The following is an 18012-nucleotide window of genomic DNA, read 5'->3' on the forward strand; positions in this document are numbered from 1 at the left end:
TACGACATTTCACCAGCAAGAGGAGGGGCACCAGCCGAACGCGGAAGCACGTATATTTCTGGAGCGAATTAGTTGAACGAACGATCATTTTTAGTTGTTTCATTTTTTTCTTCGATTAGAACGCTTTTGCCCCCGCATATCTAGTACTTTTTCATTAGAATGCTGCTGTCCAGCCTGCATCTGCAGTAATGACCGTACCATTTATAAAGCTTGAATCTTCAGATGCTAAGAATAGAGCTACATTGGCAATTTCTTCAGGTTGTCCAGCACGTGGCATAACTGCCTGACCAGCTTTTGTACGACTTGCTCCAAGCTCGTTTACGTTTTTCATGGATGCACCGATATTGGTTGCAACACCACCTGGAGCAATTGCATTACATCGAATACCTTTATCTGCATACATATAGCCAGTGTTCTTCGTAAAACCAATTACAGCGTGTTTGGAAGCAGTATATGTTGCACCAGCATGCGCCCCATTTAAACCGCCAGTTGACGCAGTATTAACAATAACGCCTTTTCCTTTTTCTAGAAAGATCGGTAGGGCTTTTCTTGTAGCACGCATTACCGCAGTTGTATTAATGGCAAAGATTCGCTCCCAATTCTCATCTTCGATTTCGCCTGCGGGCTCAAAGCCATCCATAATTCCTGCATTATTGACTAGAATATCTAGCGTTCCAAATTCTTGAACAGTTATATCAATTAATTGGTCGATTTCTTCACGTTCTGCTACGTTTGTCTTCATTGCTCTTGCTGTACCACCAGCTGATTCGATGGCAGAAGCTACCGCATCTGCACCTTCTAAATTAATATCCGAAACGATTACTTTAGCACCCTCTTTGGCATAGAGCTCAGCAATAGCTTTTCCCATACCTGAAGCAGCACCAGTAACAATTGCTACTTTGCCTGATAATTTCATTCATAATCTCTCCTTTATCTACATATAAAAAGGTCTTCCAACTAATGACAATATCATGTGACTGTATACTAGAAGCATAATGTACTATACTTAAGGTAGCAATATTCAAATAACCGCTAACATGTTGATTAATCAACATTAAACACCCTTGATGTTGAACATAACAAAATAATAAACAGATTGGTGGTAGATTGTATATGAAAGTAGATCGGCGGATTCATAAGTCAAAAACTGCATTAAAATCTGCGTTGCTTACACTTATGAAAGAAAAGGAATTACGACAAATCACCATCACGGATATTGTCAAAACAGCGGATTTAAATCGGGGAACATTTTATAAGCACTACCAAATACAAGAGGATCTACTCCATGAGCTAGTCGACGATGTCATATCTGATTTAACTAAATCTTACCGCGATCCATATGCTAATAAGGAAATATTTAGTCTCCATGACCTGACCCCTGCTAGTATTAAAATATTTGAACATGTGGCACGTTTTGCTGATTTCTATCAAACCATTATTTATCACGAACATGTATTACCAGGTTTTCAAAATAAATTATGTGATATTTTGAAAAAATTGCCAATGAACGACCTTGCACAGCTGCAAAGAGAGGACAGGGGAGACAATTCAATTGAAAAAGACTTACAGATAAGTTATCAAGCTTATGCGTTATTTGGAATGATTATGGAATGGGTAAAAGGTGGATTCAAATATTCCACTGACTACATGGCTGACCAATTAATTAAAATGCTGTCAAACAGACCTATTTCTATGCAATATCTTACACCTAAAGTAATGGAAGCATCGGAAACAACTTCATAAGTTAAAAAGAACGTCTCATAAGGTAGCTTATCGATACTAACTGGAATACACTCCTCTTCCTTGGCAATGATTCAGCTTGCGCATGAGAGAAAATTCACTGCCAGATTCGTGAAGTCGCCTCGTTACGGGGCGCTGGAGCTGGGCGTCTCAACACGCCATTTTTATCCACATGGGCTAATATAATACTTTCTTAGCTTTTTAACCTTATGAGACAGTTCTAACATTACGCTAGAATTGATGCTGTATCGCCATAAATATGCATTCCTTTGAATTGCTACGATTCATACAGATAATTTCTTCTAAGGTTTTCCCTTCGAACAGCATCATTTATCCTTACGTTAAATAATCATTTTCTAACAAGTAATTAATAACCTGCTGCGTCGCTTCTTCAATCGATTGTTTCTCTGTATCAATTGTTAGTTCAGGAGCAATTGGTTCCTCATAAGGTGCATCGACACCAGTAAAACCCGCTATTGTACCAGCACGTGCTTTTTTATATAATCCCTTGGGATCACGTTCTTCACACGCTTCTAAACTACATTTTACATATACCTCAATAAATTCTTTATCTGGCAGCAGCGCTCTTACAAGATTGCGGTCTTCTCGATATGGAGAGATAAAGGCAGTCAATGTAAGAACACCCGCATCGATAAATAGCTTCGATACTTCGCCAATTCGTCGGATATTTTCCGCTCGATCCTCCGGTGTAAACCCAAGATTCTTGTTCAATCCATGCCTAATATTATCACCATCTAGCCGATACGTGTAAATACCTAGTTGATAGAGCTTCCTTTCCAGCTCCACGGTAATCGTTGATTTCCCGGAGCCAGATAGCCCCGTAAACCAAAGTACTGCACTTTTATGTTTGTTTCGTTTCTGCCTAGCTTCTTTTGATACAATCGAGTCATGCCAAGCAATATGCTTCGACTTAGTCACATTTTTCCCTCCTAAAACCACCAGAAGTATACAATCATAACCGTAATAAGCATTACCAAGATACTTAAGGGTGTCCCTATTTTTACATAGTCTTTGAATGTATAGCCACCAGGACCATAGACAATTAAATTCGTTTGATACCCAATCGGCGTAATAAAGCTAGAAGACGCCGCGATCGTCATTGTAATTGCAAAGCCCATTGGCTCTAAATCTAGGTTAGCTGCCATTTCGAAGACGATCGGGATCATCAAAATAGCCGCTGCGCTGTTTGTAATGATTTCCGTGAATAGATTTGTTGCTATATAGATAAGCAATAGTAAGCTAAATAAGCCAAGTGGCTCTCCTACACTCAATATTTTATCAGCAATCCAAGGTGCTAAGCCTGATTTCATCATCGCCATGCCAATACCAAATGAACAGGCAATTAGCAATAGCACATCAAAATGAATATATTTCTTTACCTCTTCCATTGTGATCACCTTCATTGCTAACATGATTACAACTACGATAGCCATCGCCTTAAACATGCTCAATATACCGATTGTAACCAATAGAATCATCGCTAAAAAGAGAATGATTGTTATCCAGCCTTTAAAAGGATTTCGCTGAAATGTATTCGGTCGATCTAATGGGGTTACTACATAAAAGTCTTCCGATTGCTGATACTTTTCCATAAAATCGGCTCCTGCTAGTAATAGTAAGCTATCACCTGGCTTTAACAAAATATCACCAATTTTGGATTTTATTCGTTCGCTATCTCGGTGAACTGCAATAACTCCAGCATCGTATAAGGATCGAAACTTAGATTGCTTCACCGATTTGGAAAGCAAGGAGGACTGATGCGATACAACAGCTTCTACAATTGTTGAGCTGCCATTCTTTAAATCATCAAAATCAACTTGCTTTCCCATTCTTAACGATAACCCTTTCGTTGTTTGCACCTCAGCTAATGCCGTGATTATACCGGTAAAAATGAGACGGTCACCAGCTTGAATAATGGTTGTAGCGCGGACAGGTGATACGCGCTCCTTACCACGGATAATTTCGATTAAATAAAGTCCCTTTAACTCTCTTAATCCAGCTTCTTTCACACTACGATTTACCGCTGAAAACGAATCCTCAACAACCATTTCAGCAATATATTCTCGGGAATCCTCTTTTACCTGCTGTTGAAAACCTTTATTTTCCGGTAACAGGCGTCTGCCTATGACAATCAAATAAAGGAGACCAACAATGGTAATCGGAACGCCAATAATTGCTAACTGAAAGACTGAAAATCCATCATAGCCGTAATCAATTAGCATACCATGTACGACAAGGTTGGTGGACGTCCCCATTAACGTAATGGTTCCACCTAAAATGGTCGCATAGGAAAGGGGGATTAAGAATTTTGATGGTGCAATTTGATGCTCCTCACACCAATTTTTAATTAATGGCGTAAACGTAACAACAATTGGTGTATTATTTAAAAATGCAGAAAGTGTAGACGTTGGTATCAGTACTCGGACCATTGAGCCGATTAAACTATTACTTTTATTTAGCCAGTTCTTCATAATGTCTTCGATAATACCGCTTTTTTGAATGGCACCAGCTATAATAAATAACAGAGCAATGGTTAGCATTCCTTCATTAGAAAAACCAATAAGCGCGTCCTCTGGTGTTACAATACCTATTAATAAAAAGATGGTTAATGCGGTAAACACAATAATGACTGGATGCGCAATATCCATGATAAGTCCACCGATCATGAAACAAATTACGATAGAAACAATGATCATCTCGCTCGACATGAGGAACCTTCCCTTTACTTAACGTTGTCTGAAGCCTTCCCTTAACACTTTTGCTACTTCTGGGCGTGAAAATTCTTTTGGCAACTCTTCTCCATTACGTAGCTTCTCACGTACTTTCGTGCCACTTAAATGAACGTGGTAGGATTTATCATGTGGACATGTTTTTTCTGTTCCCATGTTTTCACATGCTGTGCAATAAAATGCATGTTCAAATGCAAATATTTGAATTCCTAGCTCTGCCTCGTATTGGGAAATTAACTCCTGCGCTTCGTAAGTACCATAATAATCACCAACACCTGCATGGTCCCGCCCAACAATAAAATGCGTACAGCCATAGTTTTTTCGAACAATAGCATGTAAGATAGCCTCTCTTGGACCAGCATAGCGCATCGCTGCAGGATAGATTACTAGTCTCGTTCGGTCTTTCGGATAATATTTATCTAAGATGACTTCATAGCTTTTCATTCGTATATCAGCTGAGATATCATCTGATTTTGTTTCTCCTACTAAAGGATTAAGCAATAGCCCGTCAACAGATTCTAATGCACATTTCTGAATATACTCGTGTGCGCGGTGCACTGGGTTCCTTGTTTGAAATCCTACAATTGTTTTCCATCCTAATGCTGCGAATAATTTCCTTGTTTCTCTTGGATCTAGCTGATAATTAGCGAATTGATTATTTGCTTTCTTTTGAAGTAGATGAATAGGACCAGCTAGATATATATCACCTTTTTCATACACTTTTTTAACACCTGGATGTGATGGGTCAGTTGTGCCATACACAAGCTTTGCTTCTTTTTCCTTTTCATAGTGATACTTCTCGGTAAGATTTAAGACACCATATACCTCATCATCCTCGCCAATCAGTGCGATTTGATCACCGATTTCCAATGCCTCTGCTTGTGCTTTTTCTACATCTAGTGTGATGGGGATACTCCAAATCGTGCCATCCTCCAACCGCATTTCTTCTACAACTCTTGTATAATTTGTCTTCCCCATAAATCCAGTAAGAGGGCTAAAGCCTCCATTCGCAATCAATTCCAAATCGGAGAGATGCCACGTATTTACTGTTACTGTTTTTACGTTCGCTATTTTTTGCAAATAGGCACCCCGTTCTTCCTTAGCGACTTGCCTTTGGATTAATTTACCTCCATGAGGTATACTTCCTATCTGTTCCGTTGTTGATATCACTTAAGCTCCCTCCTATTCGCTTTCATGGCATAACGCTTCATTGAACAACCTGTTGTTCGTAATAATGATTCATTTCTACGACCATTCTTCCCATCTTCGGTTTCGTCGGATAAAAAACATCCTGAATCTGATTCTTTCTTAATTCCTGTGCAGTTACTTTTCCTACTGCAGCAGCTAGGACATGTTTATTAAAGGCGGCTATTACCTGTTTTCTATGCTCATGTGAAAAGGAGTGGAAAAGATTCTGAACCTGTGTTTTGCTTGTAAAAATAACAGCATCTAAGGATTGATGAATAATTTCATCCCTTAATTCCCGTAATACCTCAGCATCTGGTTGCTTATAATAATATGGTTTCGCCAAATAGACAGCATATCCTAAGTGCTCTAATGCTGCTTGTAACTGTAAATCATCTTGGTTATATGCCTGTAAATAAACACGCTGTCCCTGCCGATTAGGTTGATTAGCAAGCGTCTGTATAAGATCCTCCATGGTGCCATCTTTCGATACAAATGTCGGAGAAATAGCGTGTTCTTTTAACCAATGACGTGTCTTACTGCCTCGAATTGCTAACGTCGTTTGTCCTAGCTTCTGAATAAAATCGGAAAAGCAATGGAGCTTTCGTGCAACTCTTTCTAAGCTCGCTGCCCCAATTCCTGTAGTTAAGATGATGAAGTCAAATGATCCTGACAATAATGTTGAAATATTCGCTTCACCTGTTTGATCATCAAATACTTGTTCTCCTTGAATAGAGAATACGGAGGGTATGCCTCCATTTTTTTTAACTAATGTAGCTATCTCTTCCACTTTACGTGTAGCAGCAATACCTACCTGCTTATTATTTAATCCCTTCACTTGCATCGATCCTCCCCGTTATTGCTCTTAGCGACTGTAATGCCTGAAGTTGTTTATCTTTACACAGAAATTCCTCAGATACGAGCGATTGTAATAGTTTTTTCTGCCGCTGCTTATCCACGGTGGATTGTTTCAATAGCTGTCTGCTTTGATATAGAAAATCTACATAGCCTTCATAGTCCTTGTTATAGATGCGTTCAAGTTCTTTCTTAATCTTGGATGATAGTGCTGGACTTGCTTCATTGGTTGAAATACTAATGGACAATCTTCCTTGCTTCAGATATGCAGGAAAATGAACATGACTCGCTTTTGCATCTGAAGCATTATTTACAAGGCACTCGGCTGGTGCTGACATAGATACGAATTGATTCACCAATTGATCGTCTGTGGCGGCAACAACAAGTACAGCCTGCTGGATATCCGTTGCCTCGAATGTCTTTTGTTTCCATGTAAGAAAGCCCGCTTCCCAAGCCGTTCGAATTGCCTTATTAATCATAGGACTAATTACTGTAATGTAAGCACCACTGTCTATGATTGTGTTTATACGTCGTTCTGCTATCGTGCCACCACCAACAATAACTACTTGCTTTTCATTTAATTCAAGCATTAATGGAATTCGCCCCATTGCATTCAACATCCTTTTTATAAAATTGCTTTACACGATTGCCTCTATAACGCGATCCTTTAATGCTTCCTGCATTGCCGGATGCTTTCCTAAATGATGACAAAGGATGATTTCCCTCTTGCTTCCCCCAATTTCTGTAATCCTTTGCTGAATATGTCGCATCAAAAATCCGGTAAACCAAATATAAGGGACGATAACAATTTGCGAGTTTTCCTCCGTAACAGCTGCCCGCAACTTTCCCTCAAAAGCAGGGGTACATGCAGCTAGATAGCATGCTTCCACATGAGCTACCCCCGTTATTTTTTTTAGTCGATTTGCGATGGTTTCGATATCGATTACTGTTTGTGGATTACTACTGCCTCTGCCTACTAACAGCACCTTCATATCTGACTTCATAGTTACCACTGCTTGATTCATTCGCTCAGCCAATATCTGCGTTAATCGATCTTGTACACCAAGTGGTTGACCATAGGTAAATGAAATAGCTGGATATAATGCCTTTTGCTGCTCAATAACCTGCGGAATATCGTGATAATAATGACCTGCTTGTAATAATAGCACCGGTACAATTGCGATGCGGGTTGCCCCTTGAGTTACCAAATTAGCAATTCCCTGCTTCATATCAGGAGTGGCCAATTCGAGAAAGCAGATTTCCTGCAAGGGAATATCCACCTGTTCTTTCACCGTTTCAAGAAACGATATGGCTTCTGCCGTAGCATCAGCGTATCTACTGCCATGACTTACATAAAGAACAGCTTGCATGTAGCTTCCTCCCTTTGTTACCCAATGACAGCAATTGGCGATTCGGATGCTTCATAAGCCAGCCCTTCAAACCACTTTATTTGTTCACGTAGCCGAACGACCTCACCAATAATAATCATCGAGGGGTTTTTTAGATGTTTAGCTTTCGTTGCTATCGTGTGCAACGTACCTGTTATCGTTTGTTGCGCTTGTGTTGTCCCATAATGTATAACGACAATCGGCGTCGTTGCATCCCTGCCATATTTAATTAGATAATGGCATATGTCTGGAAGGTTTTTTACACCCATATAAATACATAAGGTTTCAGCGCCCTTAGCAAGGTGCTCCCAATATGCTTCACCTGTATCTCCATTTCGAGTTACTCCCGACACAAAAGCAACAGATGAGCTAATCTGTCGATGGGTTAACGGGATTCCGGCATAGGCTGGCGCAGCTGATCCAGAAGTAATTCCTGGTACAATTTCAAATGGAATCTGGTGTTTTCCTAGAGTGAGCGCTTCCTCACCCCCTCTTCCAAAGATAAAAGGGTCACCGCCTTTTAATCGCGTAACAACCTTCCCTTGCCTTGCATATTGCCAAAGTAATTGATTTATTTGCTCCTGCTTTAATGCGTGGTGATCTGGACGCTTCCCACAATAAATCAGTTCTGCTTGTTTAGGTGCATAGTCCTCTAATAATTGTTCATTCACTAAACGATCATATAAAATAACATCCGACTGACCGATGATCTTTGCACCTTTTACCGTAATCAAATCGGGGTCACCTGGACCTGCTCCAACCAAATATACCTTTCCCATTTCCTACCCCCGCCTCTTCTATTAATCTGGTTTAAACCTGCACTACCTATGAAAATCAAGTCCGGAATGTACAGCTTCCACATAATTCGCTCGAATAACGTAGTCTCCAAAATGCTCCCCATCGAGCCGTTCCCTTGCATACTGATTGAGAATAGGACGAAGTGTATCTAAAATCTCCTGCTCGCCTATATTTTCTCGATAGAGCTTACTTAATCGTTCCCCGGTAAAACTTCCACCAAGGTACATATTGTACTTACCTGGCGCCTTACCAATGAACGCAATTTCTGCTAGAGCTGGTCGCGAGCATCCATTGGGACAGCCTGACATGCGTATAACCATTTCTTCTTCACGTAGTCCTGCTTCATCAAGAATCCCTTCTATCTTTTCAATTAATGAAGGAAGGTACCTTTCTGATTCCGCCATTGCCAAAGCGCAAGTTGGTAACGCAACACAAGCCATCGAATTACGGCGTAACCCGCTAAATTGCCCACCATCTGTTAGTTTGTACGTTTTGATAAGTTGATCGATCTGTTCTTTCTTTTGTTTCGTAACATTTGCAATGACTAGATTTTGATTAGGTGTTAAACGAAAATCACCCGTATGCACCTTTGCGATTTCCCTCAGTCCTGTCCTTAATGGATAATCCTCTGTATCCTTTACACGGCCATTTTGAATAAATAATGTGAAGTGCCATTTGCCGTTTCCCTCCACCCAGCCATAGCTATCCCCATTATTTTCAAACTGATAATTTCTCGTTTCCTCCAATTCCCAGCCTAATCGTTCATGTAACGTTTGCTTTAGCCAATCAATACCTCTTGCATCGATCGTGTATTTAAATCTTGCATTCTTACGGTTGGATCGATTTCCATAGTCACGTTGAATTGTAACAATTTCCTCTGCTACAGCAATTACTTGATCTGGTGTACAGAAGCCAATCACCCGCCCTAATTGCGGATACGTATCGGTATTTCCGTGCGTCATTCCCATACCGCCACCAACAGAAACATTAAACCCCACCAGTTTACCTGCCTCTTGAATAGCAATAAAGCCAAGGTCTTGAGAGAATACATCAATATCATTTGATGGTGGTACAGCAATGCCAATCTTGAATTTTCTTGGCAAATACGTTGTTCCATAGATTGGTTCTATTTCCGTTTCATCTCGCGAATCAACTACTTTTTCTTTATCTAGCCAAATCTCATGATATGCTCCGGTTCTTGGTGAGAGGTGGTCACTAATTTTTTGTGCCCACGTTTGAACCTCTGCATGGACCGCCGATTGATATGAATTGGTATTGCACATTACATTTCGATTTACATCACCACATGCTGCTAAAGTATCCATAAGTGTATGGTTAATCTCTTTTATCGTATTTTTCAAATTCCATTTCAAGATGCCATGTAATTGAAATGCTTGCCTTGTGGTTAGACGAATCGTTCCATTTGCATAATTGTCAGCAAGTTCATCCATCACCAGCCATTGCTTAGGGCTGGCAATTCCTCCTGGAACACGCACTCGCAGCATAAATTGATAGGCAGGCTCTAATTTTTGACGTCTCCGTTCATCCCGTAGATCACGATCATCCTGTTGATAACTCCCGTGAAACTTCAGCACTTTATTATCATCATCCGAAATAGCTCCTGTTATTGGGTCTGCAAGTCCTTCCGTTATTGTACCTCGTAGAAATTTACTTTCTTTTTTAATTCGCTCCATATCATCCAATGTGGTCTCATGTAGTGAGTCCTTTCCCTTTGCCATTCGTTAAACTCCCTCCATTCCTTAATCTTCACGTGTAATAGCACCAAGCATGTATCCTAAATAACCTGCCTATTTAACCAACAAGAGCCATTAATACACATCTCGCTGGTAGCGTTTCTCCTGACGCATTTGCTGCAAATACGATTCAGCCTCCTCCGCAGTCATGTCTCCCTCCTGCCTTAAAATCGTAAGTATTGTTTGCTGGACGTCTTTTGCCATATGCTTTTCGTCTCCACACACGTAAACAGCAGCGCCTGCTTTTAACCATTCATAAAAATCCTTACTTTTTTCAAGCATCTTGTGTTGTACATATACTTTTTGATCGGTATCCCGTGAGAATGCCACATCCATTCTCGATAGCACACCAGATTTTAACCACTTTTGCCAATCCACTTGATAAAGGAAATCACAGGAGAAATGCTGTTCTCCAAAGAAGAGCCATGTTTGTTGCTCCGCTTCGGTTTCCTCTAGTTCCTCCAGATAAGAGCGAAATGGTGCAACCCCGGTACCAGGACCAATCATAATCACCCTCGTTTCCGGGTCATCAGGAAATTGAAAATTAGCGTTTTGTTGGATATACACTGGCAATTTCTCACCGACTTCCACTCGTGTGGCTACTTGACTGGAGCAGACGCCCGCACGTTCACGCCCATGAGCAAAATAATTTACCGTACCAACAGTTAGATGAACTTCATCAGGGTTGGCTTCATAGCTGCTGGCAATGGAATAAAGACGAGCAGGTAGCTTCCGTAATATGCTGACAAAATCCTCAGCCAGCAGCTTCTTAGGCGGAAAATCGGTTACTAAATCTAGAACATCCCTTCCCTCAAGATACGACTTTAAATTTTCCTTATTGCTTGCTGTTAATAGATCGGTTAATGCTTCATTAGCAAATAATGTAGCTGCCTTTTCTACTAGTGGCTTCGTTAAAACCGTAATCTCAAAATGGGAAAGTAAAGCTTCTCGTAATGACCTAATTTCCCCCTGTTTATTCACAGATACAGTTTGTTCTGCATCCCAATTCATCGCCTTCATAAGTTGATCGACTAATACGGGGTCATTTTTCGGAAATATCCCTAAGCTATCTCCTGGTTTGAAGGTAAAGCCAGACCCATCAATGGACAATTCTAGATGGCGGGTTTGCTTATTGGAACCGCGACCACTTAAATTAATATTCTCCACAACCTCGGCCATAAATGGATTTGTTCTTGAAAAACCAGGTTGTTCGGAAACGAACGTGCCTGCCGTTTGTTGACCTGCTAGAACGGTATTGTCAACAACTTCAGATGACTGCTTTAAAACCCCGAGTACTCCCGTCATCCACTCAGACGCTTGCTCATCAAAATCCAAATCACAATCTACTCGGTCATATAGCCTCTCTCCACCTAATTCTTCTAGGCGTTTATCAAAGTCTTTTCCTGTTTGACAGAAAAATTCATACGACTCATCACCGAGCGCTAGCACTGCGAAACGCAAATGATCCAATTTAGGTGCTTTTCTGCTGTGAAGAAATTCATAGAAAGAGATCGCATTATCCGGTGGATCACCTTCTCCATGGGTTGCCGTTATAATTAATACATCCTCTGTCTTCTTTAATTTCTTTGGCTTAAAGTCATCAAGCGCGGAGCAAGTTACCAAAAAATTCGCTGCGTCTAGCTTTTCAGCCATCGATTCTGCTAATGAGCGGGCAGTCCCTGTCTCCGATCCATATAATACGGTTACTTCTCTCGGATCTGTGCCAGCATTCGTTGCTTGACTGACGGCTTGGGGGTCTGGATTACCAGATTGGACTTCTTTTGATATAAAAGCTGAAAGGTAACCACTTAGCCAAACCTTTTGATGATCCGTTAAAGTAGGTAACAGGAGATTTAATTGTTCTATTTGTTCGTGATTAAAAGGGCTATTTGTTACATTCAACGACAACACGTTCCACCTCACTATTAAGTTCTTTTTTATACCTATACAATCAAATACTTAGTATACCAATTAATTTACTAGGAATTAAACGAAATAAAAAAGATGAATACTCAGATCATCACGATTCGCTTTTATTAACCGTGGTGTGCAAGCCACATTCCGTTTTCGTTTGCCCCGTCCATCTACCTGCACGTAAATCATCAGAGTCGGCTACTTGGGAGGTACAAGGAATACACCCAATACTTGGATAATTTCTATCATGCAGTTCATTATAGGGCAATTGTTGTTTTTGAATATAATTCCATACATCGTCCCAAGTCCAATAAATTAACGGACATATTTTAATGCTTTTAAATCGTTCATCCCTATTCACAAAGTCTGTTTTACTACGACTTGGTGACTGCTCTCTACGAAGTCCAGATATCCAAGCAGGTACCTTATCTAGTTCTTCTTCAAGAGGCTTGATCTTACGAATGAAACAACATTGATCTGGCTGTCGCTTCCACAAGGCTGAGCCATGCTTTGCTGCCTGTTCTTCCACTGTCAAATCAGGCTGCTTTAAGCGAATCCGCAAATCAGGGTACCTTTTTTTCACTTCATCGATGAGATCATACGTTTCTTGAAAATGTAACCCTGTGTCTAGAAAGACAATCTCTGCATCGGATTTCTCCTTTGCTATTAAATCAATTAGCACCATACCTTCTGCGCCAAAGCTACATGCATAAACGATGGAATCCCCATATTGCTCATATGCCCAACTTAAAATGGTAGAGGCTCCTTTCGTTTCATCCTCAGGGAGAAAATCTTTAAAAGGATCAACAGTAAAATCTTGATATGACAGCATATGACTTGTCACGCATTATCCCTCCTACGTTATTCTTAAAAATAAAGGCGTAAGGTCTAGGCAAACAAATGTACTGGAAATAGGCAGTGAGGCAAACATAAACATGCTATGAAAAACTCTTCCTATCCATGTGATAAGAAGAGTAATTTGTACGGTATCTTGCACTCTTCTTATCTATCAGACCATTGTCTGTAGGAATTGGCACAGTGTTAGAATAACCTGCTGCCGAAGCTTCAAAGGGCCTTTTCCCTCCACCTCTCTTGATAAGAATTAAAATCTATGACTGTATTGTTTGATATATTAAATGGTTTTCCAGAAAAAGTCAATGCCTTTTTCCAAAACATGAGAATAGTTTGATATTCATGTTATATACAAAAAACAAGCCAGATGTGACAATAAATTTTTTTAGATCATGAAAAGAATCACCTAAATGTGAACGTACTATTCTCCCAAAAGCATGTGTATTCTAATATGCTTATGATAATGCTTTTAACCCGGTAACTCCAATAATAATCGCAATCAAACTAGCAATTCGATACTTATTCGTAGATTCACCAAAGAAAATCATGTTCATCAATACCGCACCGGCCGTTCCAATGCCAATAAACACAGAATATGCCACACTTACAAGTAAATACGAGAAGGATGCATATAAAAAGATGAATGAACCACCTAATCCACCAATATAAAGCAGTCCATTTCGTATAGTCTTCTGTTGACTATAGAGACGTAAACCTAAGACACCTAACATTTCAAATACAGATGCACTCGCAATAAATAACCAACCCATTAGGATTGAACCCCCTTTGTCGCTTCAGACTGTTCCGGTTGATCAGAAAGTTTTAAGCCAATAACCCCTAGAACTAGAATCAACATAAAGAACATTTTTCCTACATTTAAACTTCCACCAAACAAGTAAATATCCATGATGGCTGTACCTACTGTTCCCGCAGCAGCAAATATCGCATATACGGTACCTGTTGGTAGATTTTCACAAGCTTTAGACAGGAAATGGAGATCTAAAAGGATAGCTCCTATGATTAGGACCCAATGCCACCAAGCGTTAGCGGTATTAAATCCATAGATCCAGATCAATTCAAAAACACTCGTTAATACAACATATATCCATGATTTATTCATTTCTGTATTTCATCCTTTACCACATGACTGACTTTCAGTCATTATATTTTTAGAAAACCGGAGCAAAATTCGCTCAGTCCTTATCACTAAATGCTCAGATTTACGCTTCCTCTAGTAGCTATTATGGAATAATAGCTATTGCTTGACCACCACTCCGGCTGCCCACTTCCCTTTCCGTGGGGTTTGTCCTTCAGCTAACTTTGCAACGTGTTCTTCTTTGCAAAGTTAGTTGAAGCCGTGCCCGCGGAAAGCGAAGTAATTCGTAGGGGCATTGCCAATATACATCAAACATTTCAAAATAACTACTTGGCTTAACGCAGTCATTGCACTGATTTTATACTTTCTTAACTTATAATAAAAAACTTGGATTACACCAAGTCCAATTACTTACATAATGCATGTAATGCAAATTCTAAGACTTCTCGTTGTTTTTGTTTAGCAGACTCCTCGTCTTGTTGGTCATACAGATAGGATTGTTCAGCGGCCGATTCAATTAGGCCAATTAGTAATTTAGCTGTTCCGTTAATATCAATCGAATCTCGTAATTTACTAGCAGCCTTTGGTTGCTCAAGAAATTCTTGCATCCAGGCATAATAAGGCTCATAGATTTTTTCCCACTCACTCAAATAGTCACTTGAGGCTAATCCAGCAAAAATCAGCGCAAATATTTCCCGATATTCCTTTGTCAGGTCAAATATAATGGAGACGACTTGACCTAATTGATCCGTAAATGCCGTTTCTCGATTTACTTTTCGCTCCATTTCTTCTACGATTCGTTCTACCATCACTTCAGCAATTGAAGGCATAACTGCAAGTTTCGAGGGAAAATATAAATAAAAGGTTCCTTGTGCGATGCCTGCGCCTTTTACAATGTCGGAAACCTTTGTTTTTTCTATCCCTTTTTCACGAAACACATGAATAGCAGACTTCGTAATTTTTTCCTTTTTATTATCCATATCACCGCCCCTTTCATAGTATTCATTTCTCTTGACTGACTTTCAGTCATTTTATAGGATAAATTCCTTCCTGTCAAGCATCTCTCTTGTTTCTTCAAAAACTTGACGGAAGGAATCGTTTTACTATCCTATTTCGTCCAACCTAAATCCTCATTTTTCCATTGTAGCATTCCGCCTCGTATATTAATTACTTCAAAGCCTTCATTTAATAATATACTTGCGGCTATCGCAGAACGCTTTCCAGAGGCACAGTGAACAGCTATCGGCTTACTTGTGGACAGCTCTTTGACTCGCTCCTTTACATGTGGCAGCGAAGCATGTATTGCTTCTGGAATGCGTGCTTCCTCCCATTCATCTTGATAACGCACATCCAAAATTTGCACTTCATTCTTTTGAAACCTTCGTTCAATCTCTGTTGGTGATTGATTTTGGTACGAACGTAGACTGGATGCCGTTTGAATTAACGATGTAGAGAAAAACCCCCTAAGCTTATCCATACCAATGCTTATAACGATTTCTCTTAATTCATCAAAGCGATATGGCTCAGCTATGAAATAGATGTTGGACTCATAATCAACGAGCTTACCTATCCAATCAGCAAATAACCCGGGATATGGAAGGTTTATTGTTCCTGGAAGACTAGCATTAGCATAATCGATAGCATTTCGAGTATCAATGACTATATTTTTCTTGTCTTTTGCTAATTCTGCGATACAGTCTCCCTGTAATTGAAATTCTACACCGGCAGGCACATTGGCTAACGGTGTCATTCCCCTTTTGTTTATTGCTTTCATCTTGGCAAAATAAGCGGGTGGTTCTGGTTGGCCATGAAGCAAAAAGTCCACAAAGGGCTGCTCCTCTGTAAACTGAAATGCCGGATTATACATTCGCTCGTATCCTACTGTACTAGTAGGTATGGAGCCAAGACCTTTACCACATGCACTTCCAGCTCCATGACCTGGCCAAATCTGTATATAATCAGCATATTGTTTGAACCTTTGTAGCGACTTAAACAGCTGCCGAGCTCCTTTATCAGCAGAGTCTTTCACACCTAACGCCTTTTCAAGAAGATCTGGGCGACCTACATTTCCTACAAAAACAAAGTCACCCGTAAATATCCCCATTGGCAAATTGGCTGTCGCCTTATCTGTTAGCTCATATGCCATGTGTTCTGGTGTATGACCAGGAGTATGTATTGCTTTGAGTTGGACATTACCGATGGTTATAATGTCTTGGTCTCGTAATCCTTGAACGGTTAAACAATCATCCCAATCATACCCTCCATTGTTCGGTCCTTCCGTCGAATAAAAAATCGTCGCTCCCGTACGCCGAGATAGTTCTGTGACACCAGATACAAAATCAGCATGAATATGTGTCTCCACCGCTGCGGAAATATGAAACCCCTGCTCATTAGCAAGATGGATATATGCATCGATATTCCTTGCTGGATCAATAATGGCAGCTTCTCCAGTTGACTGGCAGGCTACCATATAAGAAGCTTGCGCTAAGGAAGAATCATAAAAGTATTTTAAATACATCTATCTAATAACCTCCTTCTATTCCATACATTTCTAACAAACGAACTATTAGGAGATTCCCCGACTAAGGAGAGCCGGGGAACTTTTTCTACTTCATTTCTTTCTGACAATAATACCAATCAACGCAATCATAGTCCTGATCATTCATTCGTTCATTTGCTTCCTGCTTTGTTTGTGGTGGTTTGACAAGGGCCTTGTCACCTGATTGCCAATTAGCTGGAGTCGATACACCATATTCATCCGTTGTTCGCAATGCTTCTACAAGGCGAACAATCTCATTCATATTCCGTCCAGTTGTAAGTGGATAATAAATGAGTGCGCGAATCGTCTGCTTCTCATCTATGACAAAAACAGCTCGTGAAGTTTCTGTGCCCGTAGATTCTGGCATAATCATACCGTACTTCGTCGCTACTTTTTGATCTAGATCAGCAATGATAGGAAATTCTATGGTCGTCTGAAAGTTCGCTTCTATATTCCGCAGCCAGGCAATATGCGAACTAACACTATCAACACTTAAACCAATCAATTCCGTATCCAGTGCACGTAATTGTTGATATACCTCCTGAAAGGCAACAAATTCAGACGTACAAACTGGTGTGAAATCAGATGGATGGGAAAACAATACAACCCATTTCCCTTGATAGTCACGAAGGGAGATATCTCCCTGTGTCGTTTTAGCCTGAAAATCAGGTGCCTGCTCCCCAATTCGTGGTAATCCATTTACTTCCACGTAGTGTTCCTGTTGTTCCATGTTTGAATCCCCTTTCTTTTTACTTCTAGTTCTGCTAGTCTTTACCTTTATATTACGTGGACTAAACATGCATGTTAAAAAAATCTGAATTGTCATGGAATGTTAACAATTTAGCGTGCTTGTAAATAATTGTTTAGTGAGAGAAAAAGCAACGAAACTACGATCGAATAGTTAGCGGGAATTCGCTAGGCGGTTCGATCGTTCGTCCGGGATAACAGACAACTAACCCTTGAGTACTTGACAGACGCCGATGTGTGATACGTACCATTCTATGGCTAGAAACCCGGGCACTGCCAAGATTAAAAAAACTGAGCAAAATTCGTTCAGTCCTTATCACTAACTGCTCAGATTTACGCTTCCTCTAGTAGCTATTATGGAATAATAGCTACTGCTTGACCACCACTCCGGCTG

General features: G+C 40.2%; 17 protein-coding genes and 1 riboswitch. Of the genes, 1 reads left to right on the forward strand and 16 read right to left on the reverse strand.

Annotated features, from left to right (window positions below; all coding sequences use genetic code 11):
* Positions 1-154: 154 nt before the first annotated feature.
* Entirely contained in the window at positions 155-916 is a 762-nt protein-coding gene (locus ABDZ84_RS11865) for an SDR family oxidoreductase (RefSeq protein ID WP_026683041.1), read from the reverse strand.
* Positions 917-1113: 197 nt separating this feature from the next.
* Here ABDZ84_RS11865 and ABDZ84_RS11870 point away from each other — a divergent pair, with 197 nt between their 5' ends.
* Entirely contained in the window at positions 1114-1743 is a 630-nt protein-coding gene (locus tag ABDZ84_RS11870; protein WP_051388469.1) for a TetR/AcrR family transcriptional regulator, read from the forward strand.
* A gap of 333 nt (positions 1744-2076) precedes the next feature.
* Here the strand turns inward: ABDZ84_RS11870 and cysC are convergent, their stop codons facing one another.
* The 15 genes from cysC to ABDZ84_RS11945 form a co-directional block, all read right to left on the reverse strand.
* Complete coding sequence (gene cysC, locus ABDZ84_RS11875; protein ID WP_026683040.1) at positions 2077-2679, reverse strand: adenylyl-sulfate kinase; 603 nt, start codon at positions 2677-2679, stop codon at positions 2077-2079.
* An 11-nt stretch (positions 2680-2690) separates the two neighbouring features.
* The gene (locus ABDZ84_RS11880) at positions 2691-4469 is read right to left on the reverse strand and encodes an SLC13 family permease (protein ID WP_026683039.1); all 1779 of its coding nucleotides are present in this window, start codon (positions 4467-4469) and stop codon (positions 2691-2693) included.
* A gap of 18 nt (positions 4470-4487) precedes the next feature.
* Complete coding sequence (gene sat, locus ABDZ84_RS11885) at positions 4488-5657, reverse strand: sulfate adenylyltransferase (RefSeq protein ID WP_026683038.1); 1170 nt, start codon at positions 5655-5657, stop codon at positions 4488-4490.
* 40 nt (positions 5658-5697) lie between these two features.
* Positions 5698-6513, reverse strand: a complete 816-nt coding sequence (locus ABDZ84_RS11890; protein ID WP_026683037.1) for a uroporphyrinogen-III synthase — start codon at positions 6511-6513, stop codon at positions 5698-5700.
* Positions 6497-7138, reverse strand: a complete 642-nt coding sequence (locus tag ABDZ84_RS11895) for an NAD(P)-binding protein (RefSeq protein ID WP_026683036.1) — start codon at positions 7136-7138, stop codon at positions 6497-6499. The genes ABDZ84_RS11890 and ABDZ84_RS11895 overlap by 17 nt, the downstream gene beginning before the upstream one ends.
* Positions 7139-7168: 30 nt before the next feature.
* Positions 7169-7900 (reverse strand): sirohydrochlorin chelatase, encoded by a 732-nt coding sequence (locus ABDZ84_RS11900; RefSeq protein WP_026683035.1) that lies wholly within the window; start codon positions 7898-7900, stop codon positions 7169-7171.
* 17 nt (positions 7901-7917) lie between these two features.
* Positions 7918-8697, reverse strand: a complete 780-nt coding sequence (cobA, locus tag ABDZ84_RS11905; protein ID WP_343781629.1) for a uroporphyrinogen-III C-methyltransferase — start codon at positions 8695-8697, stop codon at positions 7918-7920.
* A 42-nt stretch (positions 8698-8739) separates the two neighbouring features.
* Complete coding sequence (gene cysI / locus ABDZ84_RS11910) at positions 8740-10455, reverse strand: assimilatory sulfite reductase (NADPH) hemoprotein subunit (RefSeq protein ID WP_026683033.1); 1716 nt, start codon at positions 10453-10455, stop codon at positions 8740-8742.
* 90 nt (positions 10456-10545) lie between these two features.
* Entirely contained in the window at positions 10546-12378 is a 1833-nt protein-coding gene (locus tag ABDZ84_RS11915; RefSeq protein WP_026683032.1) for an assimilatory sulfite reductase (NADPH) flavoprotein subunit, read from the reverse strand.
* A 112-nt stretch (positions 12379-12490) separates the two neighbouring features.
* Complete coding sequence (locus ABDZ84_RS11920; RefSeq protein WP_034679895.1) at positions 12491-13216, reverse strand: phosphoadenylyl-sulfate reductase; 726 nt, start codon at positions 13214-13216, stop codon at positions 12491-12493.
* Positions 13217-13383: 167 nt separating this feature from the next.
* Positions 13384-13486: riboswitch (SAM riboswitch) on the reverse strand.
* Between the two features lie 205 nt (positions 13487-13691).
* A complete protein-coding gene (locus ABDZ84_RS11925) occupies positions 13692-14006 on the reverse strand; it encodes a DMT family transporter (protein ID WP_026683030.1) in 315 nt (104 codons plus the stop codon).
* On the reverse strand, positions 14006-14356 hold the full coding sequence (locus ABDZ84_RS11930) for a DMT family transporter (protein WP_026683029.1): 351 nt from the start codon (positions 14354-14356) through the stop codon (positions 14006-14008). The genes ABDZ84_RS11925 and ABDZ84_RS11930 overlap by 1 nt, the downstream gene beginning before the upstream one ends.
* 383 nt (positions 14357-14739) lie before the next feature.
* On the reverse strand, positions 14740-15312 hold the full coding sequence (locus ABDZ84_RS11935) for a TetR/AcrR family transcriptional regulator (protein WP_026683028.1): 573 nt from the start codon (positions 15310-15312) through the stop codon (positions 14740-14742).
* A gap of 128 nt (positions 15313-15440) precedes the next feature.
* Entirely contained in the window at positions 15441-16850 is a 1410-nt protein-coding gene (locus ABDZ84_RS11940) for an MBL fold metallo-hydrolase (RefSeq protein ID WP_026683027.1), read from the reverse strand.
* 88 nt (positions 16851-16938) lie between these two features.
* Positions 16939-17601, reverse strand: coding sequence for a peroxiredoxin (locus ABDZ84_RS11945; protein WP_026683026.1), 663 nt, complete (start codon positions 17599-17601; stop codon positions 16939-16941).
* Between the last annotated feature and the right edge of the window lie 411 nt (positions 17602-18012).

The organism is Virgibacillus salarius (assembly GCF_039521925.1).
Taxonomy (GTDB): domain Bacteria; phylum Bacillota; class Bacilli; order Bacillales; family Amphibacillaceae; genus Virgibacillus; species Virgibacillus salarius.

Bases quoted from the DNA above. Each gene is read 5' to 3' on its own strand.
- cysI (WP_026683033.1), bottom strand. From the start codon at position 10,455: ATGGCAAAGGGAAAGGACTCACTACATGAGACCACATTGGATGATATG.
- ABDZ84_RS11940 (WP_026683027.1), bottom strand. From the start codon at position 16,850: ATGTATTTAAAATACTTTTATGATTCTTCCTTAGCGCAAGCTTCTTAT.
- ABDZ84_RS11945 (WP_026683026.1), bottom strand. From the start codon at position 17,601: ATGGAACAACAGGAACACTACGTGGAAGTAAATGGATTACCACGAATT.
- ABDZ84_RS11880 (WP_026683039.1), bottom strand. From the start codon at position 4,469: ATGTCGAGCGAGATGATCATTGTTTCTATCGTAATTTGTTTCATGATC.
- ABDZ84_RS11925 (WP_026683030.1), bottom strand. From the start codon at position 14,006: ATGGGTTGGTTATTTATTGCGAGTGCATCTGTATTTGAAATGTTAGGT.
- ABDZ84_RS11930 (WP_026683029.1), bottom strand. From the start codon at position 14,356: ATGAATAAATCATGGATATATGTTGTATTAACGAGTGTTTTTGAATTG.
- ABDZ84_RS11870 (WP_051388469.1), top strand. From the start codon at position 1,114: ATGAAAGTAGATCGGCGGATTCATAAGTCAAAAACTGCATTAAAATCT.
- ABDZ84_RS11935 (WP_026683028.1), bottom strand. From the start codon at position 15,312: ATGGATAATAAAAAGGAAAAAATTACGAAGTCTGCTATTCATGTGTTT.
- cobA (WP_343781629.1), bottom strand. From the start codon at position 8,697: ATGGGAAAGGTATATTTGGTTGGAGCAGGTCCAGGTGACCCCGATTTG.
- ABDZ84_RS11920 (WP_034679895.1), bottom strand. From the start codon at position 13,216: ATGCTGTCATATCAAGATTTTACTGTTGATCCTTTTAAAGATTTTCTC.
- ABDZ84_RS11900 (WP_026683035.1), bottom strand. From the start codon at position 7,900: ATGCAAGCTGTTCTTTATGTAAGTCATGGCAGTAGATACGCTGATGCT.
- ABDZ84_RS11865 (WP_026683041.1), bottom strand. From the start codon at position 916: ATGAAATTATCAGGCAAAGTAGCAATTGTTACTGGTGCTGCTTCAGGT.
- ABDZ84_RS11895 (WP_026683036.1), bottom strand. From the start codon at position 7,138: ATGGGGCGAATTCCATTAATGCTTGAATTAAATGAAAAGCAAGTAGTT.